The organism is Actinoallomurus sp. CA-150999 (assembly GCF_050942425.1).
Taxonomy (GTDB): domain Bacteria; phylum Actinomycetota; class Actinomycetes; order Streptosporangiales; family Streptosporangiaceae; genus Actinoallomurus.
Genome location: NZ_CP192063.1, coordinates 9,948,139 through 9,964,093, shown reverse-complemented (window position 1 = coordinate 9,964,093; position 15,955 = coordinate 9,948,139). Strand labels below are relative to the sequence as shown.

Annotated in this window: 19 protein-coding genes; 10 read left to right on the top strand and 9 right to left on the bottom strand. The window is 69.8% G+C overall.

All coding sequences use genetic code 11. The features are described from left to right. The first annotated feature begins 6 nt into the window (after positions 1-6). From ACQP2O_RS45870 to ACQP2O_RS45860, 3 genes are read left to right on the top strand one after another with little or no spacing between them, the layout of a single operon-like run. Complete coding sequence (locus ACQP2O_RS45870) at positions 7-1,872, top strand: protein kinase domain-containing protein (protein ID WP_433175806.1); 1,866 nt, start codon at positions 7-9, stop codon at positions 1,870-1,872. A 9-nt stretch (positions 1,873-1,881) separates the two neighbouring features. Then, complete coding sequence (locus ACQP2O_RS45865; RefSeq protein ID WP_433175804.1) at positions 1,882-2,631, top strand: hypothetical protein; 750 nt, start codon at positions 1,882-1,884, stop codon at positions 2,629-2,631. Between the two features lie 36 nt (positions 2,632-2,667). Further along, on the top strand, positions 2,668-3,459 hold the full coding sequence (locus ACQP2O_RS45860) for a DUF1963 domain-containing protein (protein WP_433175802.1): 792 nt from the start codon (positions 2,668-2,670) through the stop codon (positions 3,457-3,459). A gap of 389 nt (positions 3,460-3,848) precedes the next feature. Here ACQP2O_RS45860 and ACQP2O_RS45855 read toward each other — a convergent pair whose 3' ends face one another. Beyond that, on the bottom strand, positions 3,849-4,232 hold the full coding sequence (locus ACQP2O_RS45855; RefSeq protein WP_433175800.1) for an ATP-binding protein: 384 nt from the start codon (positions 4,230-4,232) through the stop codon (positions 3,849-3,851). Between the two features lie 143 nt (positions 4,233-4,375). Between ACQP2O_RS45855 and ACQP2O_RS45850 the strand changes: the two genes are divergently transcribed. The 3 genes from ACQP2O_RS45850 to ACQP2O_RS45840 are packed head-to-tail and all read left to right on the top strand — an operon-like array spanning position 4,376 to position 5,471. Further along, complete coding sequence (locus ACQP2O_RS45850; RefSeq protein WP_433175798.1) at positions 4,376-5,185, top strand: helix-turn-helix domain-containing protein; 810 nt, start codon at positions 4,376-4,378, stop codon at positions 5,183-5,185. Positions 5,186-5,191: 6 nt separating this feature from the next. Further along, positions 5,192-5,299: a DUF397 domain-containing protein gene (locus ACQP2O_RS45845; protein WP_433191378.1), complete on the top strand. Its 108-nt coding sequence runs from the start codon at positions 5,192-5,194 to the stop codon at positions 5,297-5,299. A 13-nt stretch (positions 5,300-5,312) separates the two neighbouring features. Continuing rightward, entirely contained in the window at positions 5,313-5,471 is a 159-nt protein-coding gene (locus ACQP2O_RS45840) for a DUF397 domain-containing protein (protein ID WP_433175796.1), read from the top strand. A 3-nt stretch (positions 5,472-5,474) separates the two neighbouring features. On the opposite strand, the gene ACQP2O_RS45835 is transcribed toward ACQP2O_RS45840, so the two are convergent. The 7 genes from ACQP2O_RS45835 to ACQP2O_RS45805 all read right to left on the bottom strand — a co-directional run bounded on the left by ACQP2O_RS45835 (position 5,475) and on the right by ACQP2O_RS45805 (position 11,725). Then, a complete protein-coding gene (locus tag ACQP2O_RS45835; RefSeq protein ID WP_433175794.1) occupies positions 5,475-6,668 on the bottom strand; it encodes an ABC transporter permease in 1,194 nt (397 codons plus the stop codon). Then, positions 6,665-7,402: an ABC transporter ATP-binding protein gene (locus ACQP2O_RS45830; protein ID WP_433175792.1), complete on the bottom strand. Its 738-nt coding sequence runs from the start codon at positions 7,400-7,402 to the stop codon at positions 6,665-6,667. Before ACQP2O_RS45830 ends, ACQP2O_RS45835 begins: the two co-directional genes overlap by 4 nt. Positions 7,403-7,547: 145 nt before the next feature. Continuing rightward, on the bottom strand, positions 7,548-8,600 hold the full coding sequence (locus ACQP2O_RS45825) for an efflux RND transporter periplasmic adaptor subunit (protein ID WP_433175790.1): 1,053 nt from the start codon (positions 8,598-8,600) through the stop codon (positions 7,548-7,550). 26 nt (positions 8,601-8,626) lie between these two features. Beyond that, a complete protein-coding gene (locus ACQP2O_RS45820) occupies positions 8,627-9,115 on the bottom strand; it encodes a hypothetical protein (RefSeq protein ID WP_433175788.1) in 489 nt (162 codons plus the stop codon). A gap of 148 nt (positions 9,116-9,263) precedes the next feature. Continuing rightward, the gene (locus ACQP2O_RS45815) at positions 9,264-10,139 is read right to left on the bottom strand and encodes a hypothetical protein (protein WP_433175786.1); all 876 of its coding nucleotides are present in this window, start codon (positions 10,137-10,139) and stop codon (positions 9,264-9,266) included. Next, complete coding sequence (locus ACQP2O_RS45810) at positions 10,136-10,693, bottom strand: RNA polymerase sigma factor (protein ID WP_433175784.1); 558 nt, start codon at positions 10,691-10,693, stop codon at positions 10,136-10,138. Before ACQP2O_RS45810 ends, ACQP2O_RS45815 begins: the two co-directional genes overlap by 4 nt. A gap of 81 nt (positions 10,694-10,774) precedes the next feature. Further along, positions 10,775-11,725 (bottom strand): NAD-dependent epimerase/dehydratase family protein, encoded by a 951-nt coding sequence (locus ACQP2O_RS45805; protein ID WP_433175782.1) that lies wholly within the window; start codon positions 11,723-11,725, stop codon positions 10,775-10,777. A gap of 86 nt (positions 11,726-11,811) precedes the next feature. On the opposite strand from ACQP2O_RS45805, the gene ACQP2O_RS45800 reads away from it, so the two are divergent. The 4 genes from ACQP2O_RS45800 to ACQP2O_RS45785 all read left to right on the top strand — a co-directional run bounded on the left by ACQP2O_RS45800 (position 11,812) and on the right by ACQP2O_RS45785 (position 15,430). Continuing rightward, positions 11,812-12,231, top strand: a complete 420-nt coding sequence (locus tag ACQP2O_RS45800) for a MarR family winged helix-turn-helix transcriptional regulator (protein WP_433175780.1) — start codon at positions 11,812-11,814, stop codon at positions 12,229-12,231. Positions 12,232-13,149: 918 nt separating this feature from the next. Beyond that, a complete protein-coding gene (locus ACQP2O_RS45795) occupies positions 13,150-13,908 on the top strand; it encodes an SDR family oxidoreductase (RefSeq protein ID WP_433175778.1) in 759 nt (252 codons plus the stop codon). A gap of 116 nt (positions 13,909-14,024) precedes the next feature. Beyond that, positions 14,025-14,408 carry a VOC family protein gene (locus ACQP2O_RS45790; RefSeq protein WP_433175776.1) on the top strand — a complete coding sequence of 128 codons (384 nt, stop codon included), beginning with the start codon at positions 14,025-14,027 and terminating at the stop codon, positions 14,406-14,408. Then, positions 14,405-15,430, top strand: coding sequence for a sigma-70 family RNA polymerase sigma factor (locus ACQP2O_RS45785; protein ID WP_433175774.1), 1,026 nt, complete (start codon positions 14,405-14,407; stop codon positions 15,428-15,430). Before ACQP2O_RS45790 ends, ACQP2O_RS45785 begins: the two co-directional genes overlap by 4 nt. Positions 15,431-15,558: 128 nt before the next feature. Here the strand turns inward: ACQP2O_RS45785 and ACQP2O_RS45780 are convergent, their stop codons facing one another. After that, the gene (locus ACQP2O_RS45780; protein ID WP_433175772.1) at positions 15,559-15,828 is read right to left on the bottom strand and encodes a hypothetical protein; all 270 of its coding nucleotides are present in this window, start codon (positions 15,826-15,828) and stop codon (positions 15,559-15,561) included. Positions 15,829-15,955 lie beyond the last annotated feature (127 nt).

Genomic DNA, 15,955 nt, shown 5'->3' with positions numbered 1-15,955 from the left:
TCTCGGATGGAGCCGCTGCGGGAGGACGACCCGCGCCAGGTGGGGCCGTACCGACTGGAAGAGCGGCTGGGCGGCGGCGGAATGGGGCAGGTGTACCTGGGGCGCTCCCGGGGCGGGCGTGCGGTCGCGATCAAGGTGGTGCGGCCCGAGCTGGCCGACGACGTGGGGTTCCGTCGCCGGTTCGCCAGTGAGATCGCTGCCGCGCGCAGGGTGGGCGGGTTCTACACCGCGCAGGTGGTCCAGGCCGACCCTGAGGCGGAGCCGCCGTGGATGGCCAGCGCCTACATCCCCGGCCCCTCTCTCTATCAGGCCGTGGAGGCGTACGGACCGCTGCCGCCCGCGGCGATCGGCGTTCTGGGGGCGGGCCTGACCGAAGGGCTCGCCGCGATCCACGCCTGCGACCTGGTACACCGCGACCTCAAGCCGTCCAACGTGATCCTGGCCGAGGACGGTCCCCGGGTCATCGACTTCGGCATCGCCCGCGCGCTCGACGCCACCTCGCACAGCCTGTCCCGGGTCGTGGTCGGAACCCCGCCGTTCATGTCCCCCGAGCAGGCGCGCGGCCTCCAGGTCGGCCCGGCCGGCGATGTGTTCTCCCTGGGCGCGGTGCTGGTGTTCGCCCTCACCGGTCGCAGCCCGTTCGGCACCGGCCAGCCCGACGCGGTCATCTACCGCGTCGTCCACGACGAACCCGACCTGACCGGCCTGCCCGCTCACCTCACCGACCTGGCCACCGCCTGCCTGGCCAAGAACCCCGCCGACCGGCCGAGCCTCGCCCAGGTCCTCGACCGGTTCGTCGCGTCGACCGAGGCCACCACGCACTGGCTCCCGTCGGATGTCACCGCGATGATCACGCACACGGCCACTCGGGTGGTGACCGGCAACCTCATACCTACCGTCCCAATGGCGCAGGCGGCTCAGCGCGCGGTGCCGGCCGACACCGGCAGGCGGGTCGTCGTGACGATGCCCACGCTGGACAAGTCGGCCACCGAGGGTGTCGTCACCCGGTGGTGCAGACAGGAAGGCGACCAGGTGTTCGTCGGCGAACCACTGCTCGAGGTCACCACCGACATGGTCAACGTCGAAGTCCGCGCCCCGGATGCGGGCACGCTGCTGGAGATCACCGTGGCCACCGGGGAGAGCGCAAAGGTGGGGGCGACGGTCGCCGTCATCACCGCCGACAACCTGCCTCCTGTTCAGGCGCGTGCGCGCAAGCCCGGCGGAGGCATCACGTTCGTGAATCTGCCGTGGCTGCCGGGGAAGACCGCCGGCGCACGGAGAGCGACCGTCATCCGCTGGCACAAGCAGGTGGGCGACAAGGTCGGCGTGGACGATCCACTGCTCGAGGTCCGCTCGGTCCGCGGCAACACCGTGATCACCTCACCGGCCAAGGGCGTCCTGTACGGCATCCGCCGTCGCGTGGGCCAGTCCGCCCGCACCGGTTCCGTGATCGCGGTCGTCGGCGCGCCCGGGGCGAACCCGCCGTCCGCGCCGCTTCCTCGCCCAGTACGGATCGGTCTCCTGTCTTTCGTACTCCTCCTTCTCGCTTCGCTGGTCATGGGGTTGGTGAGCGTGGAGAGTTCCCTCTTCACGGACGACATACGCAAAGCCCAGACCGGCGACTGCGTCGCCCAGGAGTTTCCCGTGCACGACAGGAAAGTCGACTATCAGAATGTGAAGTGGTTCACGATGCCGTGCGGCCTCATGCGGGTACGCGCGTCCTTCAACAGCGACAACCACTTCAAGACCTACTTCACGTTGCTCTACCGCGATCCTCCTCGCGACTGCTCGCGATCCGTCAACGACTGGTCCGAGCAGTACGACAGCAAGCTGGACTGGAGCGGCCTGACCATGTGCCTGAGGAAGCTCTGAAAGGACCTCATGGCCGAACACACCGAGGCTGCGGCGGCGTACGTGGCCTGTCTGCGGCGGATCTGGGTCACGCACGGGTCGCCGAGCGTGGACCAGATCGCCCGAAGAACCCACCGGTTGTCCTTTCCCTTGTCATGGTCGGAGGTCGGGGCGTACCTGCGGGGAGATGTGCTGCCCGAGCAGTCGCTGATGCTCCATGACCTGCTGTGCGGGATCACCGGTAGCCACGGGTGGCGGCCGGACGACGAGGACCAGCCCCGAGTCTTCGATCTGTGGGCGAAGGCGGTCGGCGCGCCCGACCCGGCACCCACCGAACCCCTGCCCGTCGTGTCCGAACCCACCGTGCCTGAGACCGAGGACGCCGACTACGCGCCCGCGACGCCGGCCCCCGACGTCGTGGAGCTGACCGTCCGGGTGGCTTCCTACCTGGCCGCCGCCGGCATTGGCGGGATCATCGGCAACCGGGCCGACTCCGTCGTGGCACGGACCACCTCAAGGCTTTTCCAGTCCGTACGGGATCGCTGGCGAAGCCGCGGAGCGGGCGCCGGTGAGTCGCTCAGCGAGGAGGAGGCCATTGACGCCGCCATCGCCGGCGCGATCACCTTGGACTACAGTCTGGAAACCCTCCGCGTGACCGGCACTTCGCAGCGATCCGACGGTTCATGGCGCGTGACCCTGGCCGCGCAGGACGCCGTGCTACGGGCCGTCGTCCCGGCGGGCGACCCTGCCGACGCGACCATCCTGATCATCCCAGGATGAGTGCCCTTGCCTGGGGCGTGTGCTGGGATGTGGCGAATGGATCACCAGTCGGAAGCCGCCGTCATTCGCTCGGTGTGCGTGGAGTTCCTCGGCGAGCATCTGGGATCTCAGCTCGCCGCGCTGGCCAGACCGGGATTTCGTCTCAGCCCGGCCGGTGAGTCCCGTCCGGCGGCGGGAGGCAGCCGCCTGGTCGGCCCGGCCCTCCTGGACCCGGGAACGCCGTGGCCGCACGACGACGACCTCCCGCTCAGCCTGTTCGCCGTGCTCGACACCGACGAACTCGCGCCACGGCTCGGGGACGAACTGCCCGTACGGCCCGGTCTGCTCAACTTCTTCGGCATCGACCATCGCCAAGTCTGCCGGGTCGTCCCCGCGGACCCGACGAGAGCCGCCCCGGTCAGGCCGCCCGACGATGACGCCTTCGCGATCGTCCCGCTGCACGCCGAACCGTGCCTGTCCCTACCCGACGCGTGGTGGGGCGCGACGCTGGACGATTTCATCGAAGGTTTCGGACTCGACCCGGGCCCTGACCTCACGAGCATCTGCGACCCGAGCGAGCAGGTGACCGAGTTGTTCGCCGGAGACTTTCCGGGCGAGCACTACCCGGGATCGGGCGGCGTCGACCAGGCCTTCGGCTGGCCGCCATGGGTACAGCCGGGTGATCCGCTCCCGGACCTCCGGGGCGAGTACACCCACCTTCTCCGGCTCTCCAGCAACCTCGGCGAGTGGGAGTTTCCCGAGGGAGGTTCGCTGCACTTCCTCATTCCCAGGAAGGCGCTTCGCGACGGCGACTTCTCACAGGCGGTCGTCGCGTCGGACGACGGTTAGACGCCGCGCCCGGACGGGGCCCGCAACATCTACCTCATCCTGGGGCTCATGGGCTGGCCCGAACGGCGATGGTGCTTCTCTGAAGGTGTCTACTCAGACGAAAAAATTCTCGGCTGAGTAGACAGGCTGGAACGTGACTGCCCAGTCGGGAGGAGGAAGTGTCTGTTCCATCCGGGTAAATGCCTATGGGGGCGGGCATGGGTACGTGCTTTCCATCAGAGTGATTCGGCGATGCAGCTCTGTAGAATTCCCGGCGGTGATCCAGAGGCCCGGTCGGTCGAGCATGTAGCCGTGCGCCACATAGCGGCGCGTATAGGCGCCGAAGAGGATCAGCCAGCCCGGATGTGCTCGCTGGAGGCCGAGCAGCTCCGCCTCGATGCCCTCGGCTCTCACGGGACGATCCGGGCCCAGACGACTTTTTGTCCGTTCTCACGGCGGACGCCCCAGCCAGCCGCGAGGGCGTCGACGATCAGCAGGCCTCGCCCGTCCTCCGCGTCGGAGTCTCCGAACGCGTCCTTGATCTGGGGTTCGTTCGGCGATGAGTCCACCACTTCGATGAGCAGTGCACCGGCTTCGGGGATCAGCCGGACGGCGAAGTCCTGACCGAGACTGGCGGCGTTGGCGACCAGCTCACCCGTGACGGTGCTCGCGTCCTCCAGCAGCTCGGTCAGGCCCCATTCCTTTAGCCGGTCCTTGAGCACGAGGCGGGCGCAGGGGGCCGCTGCCGCATTCGGGCTGAGAGAGATTTCATACGGAAGACGCGATTCGATCACGAGACTTCCTCCGCGGTCGACGATTTCTCCTATCCCTCGCAGGTCGCTGAAGGGATTCGGTTTCTCAGCGTGTCTTGTCGCGGTTACCGTCGATACGGTTTCATCCCTACAGATGCCAACGCGCGAAAGCGGAGGTCAAACCGATGGGACGGGAACGAGAACTCGATCCGCGGATATCGGCGATCGCACAGTACGGCTATCGCCTCCGGCATTACCGGAAAAAGGCCAATCTGTCCCAAGATGCATTAGGAGCGCGTTTTGGTGTGACCGGACAGATGATCGGTCACATCGAGACCGCCAAGCGGCCGACCACCCCGGAGATGTCCAAGGGCTTCGACGATCTCTTCGGCCTCGACGCCTACTTCGAGGAGCTCTGGTGGCACGTCCGCCGCGAACAGACCCCCAGCTGGTTCCGCGACTACGTAGCCGCCGAGGCCCGCGCATCGTCCATCCGCCTCTTCGACCCGCTGCTGATCACAGGGCTGCTGCAGACCGAGGCGTACGCACGAGAGGTACTGCGTGCCGGACAGCCAGACGACAAGCTGGAGCAGCTCGTGGCCGCCCGGCTGGCCCGGCAAGAGATTCTCGATCGCGAGGATGCGCCCTGGCTGGTCTTCGTCATCTCCGAGTCGGCGCTTCGGCGGGTCGTTGGTGGTCCCGATGTCATGCGCGAGCAATACGCGCGGCTGCTTGAGCTGGCCGAGCGGCCCAACATCACGATCCATGTCCTGCCGGACGATGCACCCGTTTACCCGTCTGGTGGCTTCACTATCTTCAGCTTCGATGAAGCGCCCGACCTGGGGTACGCCGAGGCCGTTAATGGCCATGGCCCTCTGATCGAGCAGCGCAAGGCGATCGAGGGACTTAAGGTGATGTTCGACCTGATCAGATCCGCGGCTCTGTCCGCAGTGGCGTCGGCCGATCTGATCCGAGCCCTGATGGAAGGGACGTAAGCCGTGATGGATTTCCCCTCCCTCGACTGGCGAAAGAGCACCCGTAGCGGTCAGGAGGGCGGTACCTGTGTCGAGATCGCAGTCCTCGGCCACGACAACCGGTCCGATGCATAACCAGGAGTCTCCGATGAGCTCAGTCCTGGTGGATTGGCGTCGCAGCAGCCGTAGCGGTGAGGAAGGCGGCGAGTGCGTCGAGGCCGCCCTCCTCTGGCGCAAGAGCATCCGCAGCGGGCATGACGGCGGGCAGTGCGTCGAGGTCGCCGTAATCGGCCAAGGCGGTGCCTGACGGTCACTCGGTCGTGAGGGCGACGGTCGGCGGGAGGCGGGCTGCGCGGACGGCGGGGTAGAGGCCGGCGAGCATGCCGACGACCAGGGTTGCGGCGAAGGCGCCGCCTGGGGCCCAGGCGGGGACGGTCGGTGGCCAGCCCTGCCAGGTCGCGTAGGCGATCGTGACGGTCGTGCCGATGACCAGGCCCGCCATGCCGCCGAGGGCCGACAGGATCAGCGACTCGGCGAGGAACTGGGTGCGGATCTGGGCACGGGTCGCACCCAGGGAACGCCGCAGGCCGATCTCACCCCGACGCTCCAGCACCGAGATGACCATCGTGTTGGCGACGCCCACGCCGCCGACCAGCAGCGCCACCGCGCCCAGGCCGAGCAGCAGCGTCGTGAACGTTCCGGCGGCGGCCGCGCGGGCGGCGAGCGCGTCCGAGGGGCGCGATACAGCGACCTGCTCCGGATTCTCCGGGTTCACCGTGCGCGGGAGCACGTCCCGTACGGCGTCGACCGCGCTGTCGGGGGAGCGTTCGTAGATCGTCGTCGGGTGGCCGTCGAAGCCGAGATACGTGTGGCCCGCCGCGAAACCGACCAGGGCGGCGCGGTCGATCTCGGGGGCGAGGGGGAGCGGATCGAGGATGCCGATGACGGTGAACCAGCGGTTCTCGACCCAGACGGGCATGCCGATGCGGTCGACGCCGAGTCGTTCCGCCGACACCGCGCCGAGGACGACGGCCGGGTAGCGGGCGGTCGCCTCGTTGAGCCAGGTGCCGGTACGAACCCGCCCGCCGAGCGTGTGGAGCAGTTCCAAGGTGGTGGCCTCGACCGTGATGCCGCCGGTCTCCTCGCGGGGGATGCGGTCGGTGCGGCGGACGGACGCGGACAGGTCGCCGGTCGCGCTCACGGTCGTGACGGGGCCGATCCGGCCCACCATCGCGGCCGCGTCGACCGGGAGCGTCGTCGCACCCCCGCTGATCGTCTCGGCCGCCTTGACACGGAGCAGGTTGGTGCCGAGCCGGTCGAGCTGCCGCAGCAGCCGTTCCTGACCGGACGCCGAGATGCCGATGACCGCGACCATGGTGGCGATGCCGATCGCGATTCCCAGTGCCGACAGCGCGACGCGGGCAGGCCGGGAGCGCAGCCCTGACGCGCCGGTGCGCGAGACATCGCGGGGGCGGAGCCGGGCCGGGGCGAGCGGTGCCGTCAACGTGGTTCGTCCTTCGTCAGCGCGGCGACGCGGCGATGCCCCGTGCCGGTTCCGTCGTCGGCGGTGACGCGGCCGTCGCGCATCCGTACGCGGCGCGGGCACCACTCGGCGATCTCGGGATCGTGCGTGATGAGGACGACCGTCGTCCCCCGAACGTGCAGATCGCGGAGTACGGCCAGGACCTCGGAGCCCGAGGCCGAGTCGAGGCTGCCGGTCGGCTCGTCGGCCAGGAGCAGCGGAGGGTCACCCGCCACCGCACGGGCGATCGCGACCCGCTGCTGCTCGCCACCGGACAACTGGTGCGGCCGGTGGCCCAGGCGGTGGCCGAGGCCGACGCGTTCCAGGGCTGCGCGGGCGCGTTCGCGGCGGAGACGCGGGGCCATGCCCGTGTACAGCAGCCCGTCGGCGACGTTGTCGAGGGCGGACGTACCGGCGGCGAGGTGGAATCGCTGGAAGACGAAGCCGAGGTACGCGGCGCGCAGCGCCGACAGCCTCCGGTCGGCCCGGCGCCCGGAACCCGGAGCGGACACGTCGTGTCCGGCGACGCGTACGGTGCCCGACGACGGCCGGTCCAGCGTGCCGATCAGGTGGAGCAGCGTGGACTTGCCCGAGCCGGACGGGCCGACGATGGCGAGCAGCTCGCCGGGCTCGACGGCCAGGTCGACCCCGCGCAGGGCCTCGACCCGACCGTGGCGTTTGGTCACGCTGTCGACTTCAACGATGAGGGGCGTCATTGGGCGGGCACCCCGACTTCAACGATGAGCGGTGTCGCTGAACAGGCCCTCGGCCTCGACCATGGGTGGTCGCAACGGGCGGGCCCTCGGCCTCGACGATGAGCGGCGTCATTGCGCGGGCTCCCGGCCTTGACGATGAGGGGCGTCATTGGGCGGGCACCCCGACCTTCATGCCGGGTGTCAGCCCTGCCCCGGAGATCTCCACCCGGCCGCTGCCGTACATGCCGGTCGTCACGGCGACGATCCGACGCGTTCCGCCCGGGTCGACGACCTCGACGCCGAATCCGCCTTCGCGCAGCGCCAGCAGGGCCTCGACCGGCACGCTGAGCACGTCACTGCGGCGCCGACTCTCCAGCGTCACCGTCACCGGTGCCTGGTCCAGCGGGCTCGACCGCTTCCCGCCGGTCAGTGTGATCTCGACGTCGATGGTCGCCGCCGGGCTCTGACCCGATGAGGGAGTGTCGCCCTGGGTGTTCTTCTTGTGGGCGACGGTCCCCACCGAGGTGATCCGTCCGGTCGCGGTCGCGCCGCCGGGGAGCCGCACGGAGACGGTGCGGCCCTTCTGGGCCGTCTGCTGCTCGTCGGCTTCCAGGTCGACGTGGACGACGTGGCGGGTGCCGGTGACGGACAGGACCTGCCGCCCGGGGCTGATCCGATCGCCGACCGCCGCCTTCGCCTCGACGACCCGCACGTCGGACGGCAGGAACACGACCTGCGCGGCGTCGACCGACCCGGTCTGCTTCAGGCCGTGGTCCTTCTGCCAGCGGCGTACGGCCTGTGCGGTCGCGGCGGAGAACGTCCGGTCCACGGTCAGCCCGTCGCCGTACCCGAGGTCCTGGAGGGCGTTCTCCAGCTGCCGTACGTCGGGGCCGGCCGTGACGCCCGGCCCGAGTGTCCGGTACAGCGGCACGGTGCCGTGCATCAGCACCACGGGCCGGCGGTCGACCGCGTACAGAGTGGCGCCCTGCCTGATCACTCGTCCCTGGGAGGGGACCGACGTGACCGTACCGGTGGCCTGCGCGGTGATCCGGCGCTCCGCGGCGTACGTCAGGGTGCCGTCCACCGTGATCGTGTCGACGAGGTCGCCGCGGCTGATCTCGGCGGCCGACAGGGCCGTCCGCCCGGGGGCAGACGGGCCCTTCTCCTCGGAGCCGAAGAGGAGGGCGCCGCCGGCCGTCCCCGTCACCACGAGTGCCACGGCGCCGATGATGAGCGGGGTGCGTCTCACTTCGCCGGGCCCACTTGGCATTCCTTCATCGCCGCCTCCATCCGGGCCTTGTTCTTCACGCCGCTCAGATCCGGCGGCGGTCCGCCGAGGGAGCCGGGCTTGGGATCGGGCCAGTCGAAGCCGTGGGCGCGCATGCACCGGGCGAGCTTGAGGAATCGGTCCCGGGTCTGCGGGTCGTTCGGGTCGACCGTCTGACCGCCCATCGCCCTCGCCAGCTGGGCGCAGGCCTCCATCGCGCGCTGCGGGACCTCGATGCCGCCCGAGGGGATCTTCTTCGCGTCGTCGGGGTAGTTGGGGGCGCCGTTCTGCCGCAGGCAGCGCGCGTACCTCACATGGGCCTGCTCGGGCGAGAGGGACGTCGACGCCTGCGCACGGGCGGAGGCCTTCCCGCCCCCCGCGCTGGCGACGCCGTTGCCGGACCCGCCGCCGCCACACCCGGCGACCAGCAAGAACGGCAGGACGAGCAGGGACGATGTGCGTTTCATGGACACTCCTCGGTGTTGGTTCGGCTTACCGGCGACGGTCGAGGGCATGCGGAAGTACCCGCCGGTCACCGTCGGGACCGGCGAGGGGTCGAGGTCTCAGGGGCGTGCGATCACGGCCTCAGGGCCGAGATCGACAGGTGTTCGCGGGTCAGTGCCGCGCCGAGCAGTCCGTGGAGAGTGGCCACGGGTGGGGGTTACGGCCGGGCGCGGCGACCAGGAGTGCCTTCCCTTGTTCGGTCAGCCAGCCTTCGTGGACGTACCAGGTGGCGGGCACGTCGGAGCGGGGTCCCTTCAGCGGCACCGCGAAGACCCCGATCACGACGCCTCGCCGGCTCAGCATCGACCGCACCTCGCCGACGGACCGGTTGACGAAGGCCTCGCACTGCAGCGGCTCGCCGAGGTTGTTGAGCTGGCCGAACGCCGCGAACCGCTCGCCGGGCCGCCCCTTCCGGCCGAGCATGACGCGTGCCTGGCCGCGATACCCCACCGGGATCTTCAACCCGATCGCGCAGCTCCAGGAGTCCGCACAGCCTCCGGGGCGGGCGATGGGCGAGATCAGGTCCTTCCGGCGGGCGATCTCGTCATTGGTCAGGCCGTTGTACCTCTGGTCGAAGGGCGGCATGACCGCTCCGACGAGACCCGGCGACGCCGGTTCCACGGTGAGGGAGACGTTGAGGCCGCGGTCGCGGAGCTCTTTGGCGTACCGGGCAGGCTCGGCGAAGAGCTGTTTGACGGTGATGACGTAGTAGCCGCCCTCCTGCCGGATGTCGAGGGCGTTCGCGGCGTGGGGACCGAGCGTCCCGGGCAGCAGCCAGCTGACCGCCACGGCACAGGCCGCGAACGCGGCGATGAGCGGCACGGCGAACCGGCGCCGCAGCAGGTGAGAACGCCGACGAACGACGGAGCGGGCCGGGTGCGGGGCGTCGGTCGTGATCTCGCGCAGCAGTTCGCGCGCTCCGGTGGTCATCCCGGGGCCGGGGTCGGGCGCGATCCGGGCGACCAGGTGGTCGATGTCCCGCTTCATCGGCGTTCCTCCACGAGTGCGGTGGCCCGCGAGCCGTACCGGCTGACGTCGAGCCCGGCCGAGTCGAGCTCCTTGGCGAGGCGCTTGCGGGCGCGGTGCAGCTGGACGCGTACGGCGCCGCGCGACCGGCCCAGGACCCTGGCGGCCTCGGCCGGGGTGAGACCCTCCCAGCCGACCAGCGAGAGCAGTTCTCGGTCGTCGTCGCCGAGCCGCCGGAACGCCTCGCGGACCGCGCCGACGTCCCGGCCGGTGGCCGGGACGTCCTCGGCCCACGCGCTCAGCTCCGCCCGCAGCCTCGTGGCGAGGGCGGTACGCCGAGACTCCCCGCGCCGGTGGTTGGCGAGCACCCGCCGCGCCACGCCGTACAGCCACAGCCGGGCCTCGTCGCCGTCCGGGATGTCGGCCACCCGGCGCCACGCGGTCGCGAACGTCTCGGCGATCGCGTCCGCCGCGTCGTCCGGAGAGTCGGTCCGCCGCCGGACGTAGCTGAGCACGGCCGCGTAGTGCGCCATGTACACCGCCTCGAAACGCTGCTCGGGGTCGGGTGGACCCATGCCACCGTCCTTCCGATGGGGGCTCGTCGACCAAGCAGATGTCCGGACATCGAGGTCTGTTACATGGCTTTCAGCGATCTCCTATCGTTCGTGGCCCGCGGTCAACCAGCCGGCGTAGTCACGGACGGCCCGTTCGACGTCGTACGCGGGCTCGAAGCCGGTGTCCTCCCGCAGGCGGGCGATGTCGAGGTAGGCGTCCTGCGCCGGAGCGCCTGGGCTGCGGCCGTCCGGCAGGTCGACCGCTGGTGCGTCCGGGAGGGCGGTCCCGATGGCGGTGACGACCTCGGCGTTGGTCGTCACCCGACCCGAGCCGACGTTGTACGTGCGGTGGTTCAGGCCCTCGGCCGTCTGGAGGAGGGCGATGGCCCGGCCGCAGTCCTTGACGTAGCAGTAGTCGCCACCGTCGCCGGCGTACGCGGGACGACGCGGCGGCGAGAAGTCCGGCGCCTCGCCCCGTACCGCGGAATGGACGAGGTGGGGAACCGCGAAGAACACCGACTCCGGGCGGCCGAGCGGACCCCAGATCGCCGCGATGCGGAGGTTGACCAGGTCCAGGCCGGACCGCTCGGCGGCCGAGGTCGCCAGGAGTTCGGCGCTCTTCTTGAACGCGGGGATCGGGTGGGGCGCCGTCATGGGCAGGGCGGCGTCCTCGCGGAACGGGACGTCGTCGACGCCGGCGTAGACGCCGATCGTGCTGGCGACGCAGACGCGCCGCACGCCCCACGCCGTGGCGGCCCGCAGCGCGTTGAGCAGGCCCTGCAGGTTGACCTCGAACTCGTCGACCGGGTCCAGGGCCCCGATGGGCGCACCGGCGAGATGCACGATCCCGGTGATGTCGTGCCGCTTGCCGAGGTCGAGGAACGCCTCCCGGTCGGTGACGTCGAGGTCCTCGATGACGACCCGCTCGTCGCCGAGGAACGCCGGGATCCGGGCCGTACGGCGCCGGGTGAGCACGCAGGACTCGCCCAGGTCGAGCAGTGCGCGTGCGGTGTGGGAGCCGATGAAGCCGAGCCCACCGGTGATGAGGATCATGGCCGTCCTTCGCAGAAGTCATTAGCGTGCTAATGAGAACGTAGCGGGAAGGTCATTAGCATGCAATCGACCTCTAGGATCGGTATGTGGACGAGTTCCTGACCCTGCTCACCCGGGCGCACAAGCTGCTGGCCGCCGCCTCCGACGATGTGATGAGCCGCCACGGCGTCCGCATCGGCCAGAACCTCATCCTTGAGGTGCTCTGGGACACCGACGGCCTGACGCCCGGCGAGGTCGCCGCCCGCGCCCGCCTCCCGATCACCACGCCGACGATCGTCAACACGGCCACGCGCATGGAGGCCGCCGGCCTGCTCACCCGCCGCCGCGACCCGAACGACGGCCGCCTCGTCCGCCTCTACCTCACCGACCGCGCCCGCGCCGCCCAGCGCCCGATCCAAGAAGCGCGCCGCGACCTGTCGGAGCACGCGACCGCCACCCTCACCGACGAGGAGCGCCACCACCTCCACACCGCCCTCACAAAGATCATCCAGCAGCTCGCCCAATAACGGGTTGTATCGGATCGAAGGGGATGACTTCTCCGTGATGGTCCGAACAATCGGTCTGCCGACGGGACTGAGTTCTAGACTTTCAATCTGGAGGTGAGATGAGTGTCTGAGCGGGGGTACCGTCCGATGACGGTGGCCGATCTTGCCCGCCATTTGGCGAGGGCAGAAGATGATGCCACCCGGTGGCGCTTGGTCGCTGAATTCCTAGAGGAGTACCGCCATGAGGAATCCGAGGGACGCGCACGCCTCCTGGTGAGGGAGCCGCGGACCAGCGGTGATCATCGGTGGGATGTCCTGCTGGCGGCTCTTGCCGAACATCTCGCCGCACGTGATGGCCGAGGCGCTCCAAGCTGGACCGAGGGGCGTCAACTGCGGCAGTTTTGGTTCCCGTTCAATACTCCTGCGGCTCGCGTTGATGCCGTTGTCCACGCGCCTGCCGCATTCCGCCGCCGAGGGGTGTTCGTCTCGCCACAGGAACTGGAAGTCGTGTGAGTGATGTAGCGCCATTCCTTGATCGCGCGGGCATCGAGGAGGCTTTCCGTAAGCTCGGCGATCGCCTTGTGCGCCGGGGCGTCATTGCCGCAGGCGAGGAATCGACTTAAGGATCGCGTTTGGAGGACGTTCCGGTCAGTGGTGGGTAGGTGAGGCTGAGGGACGCCTGGCGGAGCACGCGACCGCCACCCTGGTCGGCCAACGCGGCCAGGCTCGGTCAGACCTTTGCCGTCCGGCTGATCCCGTCACAGACGAGGAGCGCCACCACCTCCACACCGCCCTCACCAAAGTCATCCAGCAGCTCACCGCAGAACCGGCTGAATCAGGCCGGGAGGGATGACTCTTCCGTGGCAATCGGCCGTCGACCGATGGATTCCGGTGCCTCCCCGGATCTCTATCTACGCAAGGCAGCCAGAGGAGGCAGACATGCAGGGTTCCACCCGGATCGAAGGATCGGTGGCGTTGGTCAGCGGCGCCAACAGGGGCATCGGCCTCGCGATCACGGAGGCGCTGCTCGAGCGCGGCTCCACGAAGGTCTACGCCACGGCGCGTGATCCGAAGACGCTCGAGGGGTTGCGCGAGCGCTACGCCTCTCGCTTGGTTCCGATGCGGTTGGATGTCACGAACGCCGAGCAGGTCGCCGAGGTCGCACGCCAGGTCACGGACGTCGATCTGCTGTTCAACAACGCGGGCGCGTTCGAGCCGACCGAGCTGACCGACGAGGCGATCGTCGACGTGGCTCGGCGCGAGATGGAAGTCAACTACTTCGGGACCCTACGGATGCTGCGGAGCTTCGCGGACACGCTGGCGCGGCGCGGCGGCGTGATCGTCAACGTCGGTTCGGCGGCTGGACTCACCAACGTGCCGCTCCAGCCCACATACAGCGCCTCGAAGGCCGCGCAGCATTCTCTGACCCAGGCATCTCGCGCGCTGCTGGCGGCTCGGGGCGTGACCGTGCACGGCGTCTACCCGGGACCGGTCGACACCGACATGACCAGGGACCTCCCGCCTCAGTTCGAGAAGACCCCGCGTGAGGACGTCGCGAAGGCGATCCTCGACGGCGTCGAGGCGGGCGATGAGGACATCTTCCCGGACCCGTTCTCCGCGGCCTTCGGCGAGCAGTTCCACGCCTCGCCGAAGAGCGTGGAGCGGCAGATGGCGGCGATCGTCGCGGTCCCGGCGTAAGGGTGCTCCATCGGGCCGCCTGCGGCGGCTCTGTTCGGACGCGGCTCACGCAGGCGTCGGCCACGTCGAACAGGGCCCGCCGCAGGCGGGACCACTCCGCACAGAGGAGCTGGAAGATGCAACAGGTCATGAGTCTCCCCGTCGTGCACCTGGAGCTGCATACGCACGATCCCGCCGGCGCGAGCGCGTTCTACGGCCGGCTGCTGCGATGGCGCACGGAGCGGATCGAGGCTCGCCGGGGTTCCTACCAGGCGCTCGCGTTCGGTGGCCCCCTCGACGGTGGGATCGTGGAGTGCGGTGCGACCCGCGCGACCTGGCTTCCCTACGTGGAGGTCGAGGAGATCGAGGCGATCACCGGGCTGGCGCGCCGACTCGGCGCGTCGGTGCTGCTCGAGCCGCGGGAGGGACCGGCGGGGTGGCGCAGCGTGCTGACCACGAGCGAGGGCGGCGAGATCGCGCTCTGGCAGCCCAAGCGGCGTCTCGGAAGGGGACGGGAATGACCGAGTCGAAGCTGCTCGAAGCCGCCGTCGTGGGGGGCGAGACGGCCTACGCCGAACTGGTCGAACCACACCGCCCTGCGCTGCACGCCCACTGCTACCGGATGCTCGGCTCGGTCCACGACGCCGAGGACGCCGTGCAGGAGACGCTCTTGCGAGCGTGGCGGAGCCTGGCGTCGTTTCAGGGGCGAAGCTCATTGCGTTCGTGGCTGTACACGATCGCGACCAACGTCTGTCTGCGGGCGATCGAGCGCCGACCGGGACGCGTGCTGCCGATCGATTACGGCCCGCCGGCCGATCCACACCGACCGCTCAGTGAGCCGCTGGTCGAATCGACGTGGATCGAGCCGTACCCCGACGAGCGGCTCGGTCTCGACGACGGCCTCGCCGGCCCGGAGGCCCGCTACGAGCAGCGCGAGAGCGTCGAACTCGCGTTCATCGCCGCGCTCCAACATCTGCCGGCCCGCCAGCGGGCGGTGCTGATCCTCCGCGACGTGCTCGGCTTCTCCGGCGCCGAGGTCGCCGCCGCACTCCAGACGACCCCGGCGTCCGTGTACAGCGCGCTGCAGCGCGCCCACGAAACCGTCGATCACCGCCTCCCCGAGCGCAGTCAGCAGGCGACACTCCGCGCGCTCGGTGACGCGCGGCTGCGCGAAATCGTCGACCGCTACGTTCAGGCCTGGGAGCGGCACGACGTCGGCGCGATCGTGGCCATGCTGACCGACAGCGCGACGATCGCGATGCCTCCGACCGCGACGTGGTGCGGCGGGCGCGACACAGTCGCGGCATCCCTCAGAGCAAGGCCGCTGAACGGCAGTCTGACGTGGCGGCTGACCCCTGCCCGCGCGAGCGGCCAGCTCGCCGCCCGGGCCTTCCTCTGGGACCCCGCAGCCGGCGGCTTCCGGCCGCACCACACTGCGGTGCTCACGCTGCACGGTGAGCTGATCGACGAGATCAACACCTTCCTCGAGCCGTGGGCGCTGACGTTGCACGCTCCGGAGGGTGACGGCTGCCGGCTCGGCTGATCCTGACCACCCGCGTGCGGGCGGGAGGCTCGGAGTCGCGCGGCCGCCGATCCCGGAGGGACTGCCCGGTCGTCGTGGGGAGCGTGGGCCGACGCCCTCACCTCACGACGCCGGAGCGGTCCGTCGGCTCATTCGACGGTCGATGACATGTGCGACGGCGCCCGCGGCGACGAACAGCGGGCACAGGGCGAGCACTGCGTCCCCACCATCTTCCATATCGCCCAGAAGTGGCGCTTCGTCAGCGACTGCGTGACGGCCACGTCGGGATGGGCGGGGTCGTACAGGACGCGTACCTGGGCACCCACGTGGTGGTCGCCGTCGACGCCCACCACATGCACGGTGCCGTCGGCGGCGGTGAACCTGACCTTCATCGGCTTGATGTCGGTGGCGATCGGCATGTCCCCGCGCACCATCGCTCAGGATGAGGGCCTGCCGCCGAGCCTAAACCGGGTCCGTCAGGTGCTCAATGGCGTCCGCAGGTGGCGCGCCCGCCGATCGCGCATCAATGATGACCTCTACAAGGCA

Excerpts from the sequence above, each read along its gene's own strand:
- ACQP2O_RS45870 (WP_433175806.1), top strand. The coding sequence starts at position 7 with ATGGAGCCGCTGCGGGAGGACGACCCGCGCCAGGTGGGGCCGTACCGA.
- ACQP2O_RS45865 (WP_433175804.1), top strand. The coding sequence starts at position 1,882 with ATGGCCGAACACACCGAGGCTGCGGCGGCGTACGTGGCCTGTCTGCGG.
- ACQP2O_RS45860 (WP_433175802.1), top strand. The coding sequence starts at position 2,668 with ATGGATCACCAGTCGGAAGCCGCCGTCATTCGCTCGGTGTGCGTGGAG.
- ACQP2O_RS45850 (WP_433175798.1), top strand. The coding sequence starts at position 4,376 with ATGGGACGGGAACGAGAACTCGATCCGCGGATATCGGCGATCGCACAG.
- ACQP2O_RS45845 (WP_433191378.1), top strand. The coding sequence starts at position 5,192 with ATGGATTTCCCCTCCCTCGACTGGCGAAAGAGCACCCGTAGCGGTCAG.
- ACQP2O_RS45840 (WP_433175796.1), top strand. The coding sequence starts at position 5,313 with ATGAGCTCAGTCCTGGTGGATTGGCGTCGCAGCAGCCGTAGCGGTGAG.
- ACQP2O_RS45830 (WP_433175792.1), bottom strand. The coding sequence starts at position 7,402 with ATGACGCCCCTCATCGTTGAAGTCGACAGCGTGACCAAACGCCACGGT.
- ACQP2O_RS45820 (WP_433175788.1), bottom strand. The coding sequence starts at position 9,115 with ATGAAACGCACATCGTCCCTGCTCGTCCTGCCGTTCTTGCTGGTCGCC.
- ACQP2O_RS45815 (WP_433175786.1), bottom strand. The coding sequence starts at position 10,139 with ATGAAGCGGGACATCGACCACCTGGTCGCCCGGATCGCGCCCGACCCC.
- ACQP2O_RS45810 (WP_433175784.1), bottom strand. The coding sequence starts at position 10,693 with ATGGGTCCACCCGACCCCGAGCAGCGTTTCGAGGCGGTGTACATGGCG.
- ACQP2O_RS45805 (WP_433175782.1), bottom strand. The coding sequence starts at position 11,725 with ATGATCCTCATCACCGGTGGGCTCGGCTTCATCGGCTCCCACACCGCA.
- ACQP2O_RS45795 (WP_433175778.1), top strand. The coding sequence starts at position 13,150 with ATGCAGGGTTCCACCCGGATCGAAGGATCGGTGGCGTTGGTCAGCGGC.
- ACQP2O_RS45790 (WP_433175776.1), top strand. The coding sequence starts at position 14,025 with ATGCAACAGGTCATGAGTCTCCCCGTCGTGCACCTGGAGCTGCATACG.
- ACQP2O_RS45785 (WP_433175774.1), top strand. The coding sequence starts at position 14,405 with ATGACCGAGTCGAAGCTGCTCGAAGCCGCCGTCGTGGGGGGCGAGACG.
- ACQP2O_RS45780 (WP_433175772.1), bottom strand. The coding sequence starts at position 15,828 with ATGCCGATCGCCACCGACATCAAGCCGATGAAGGTCAGGTTCACCGCC.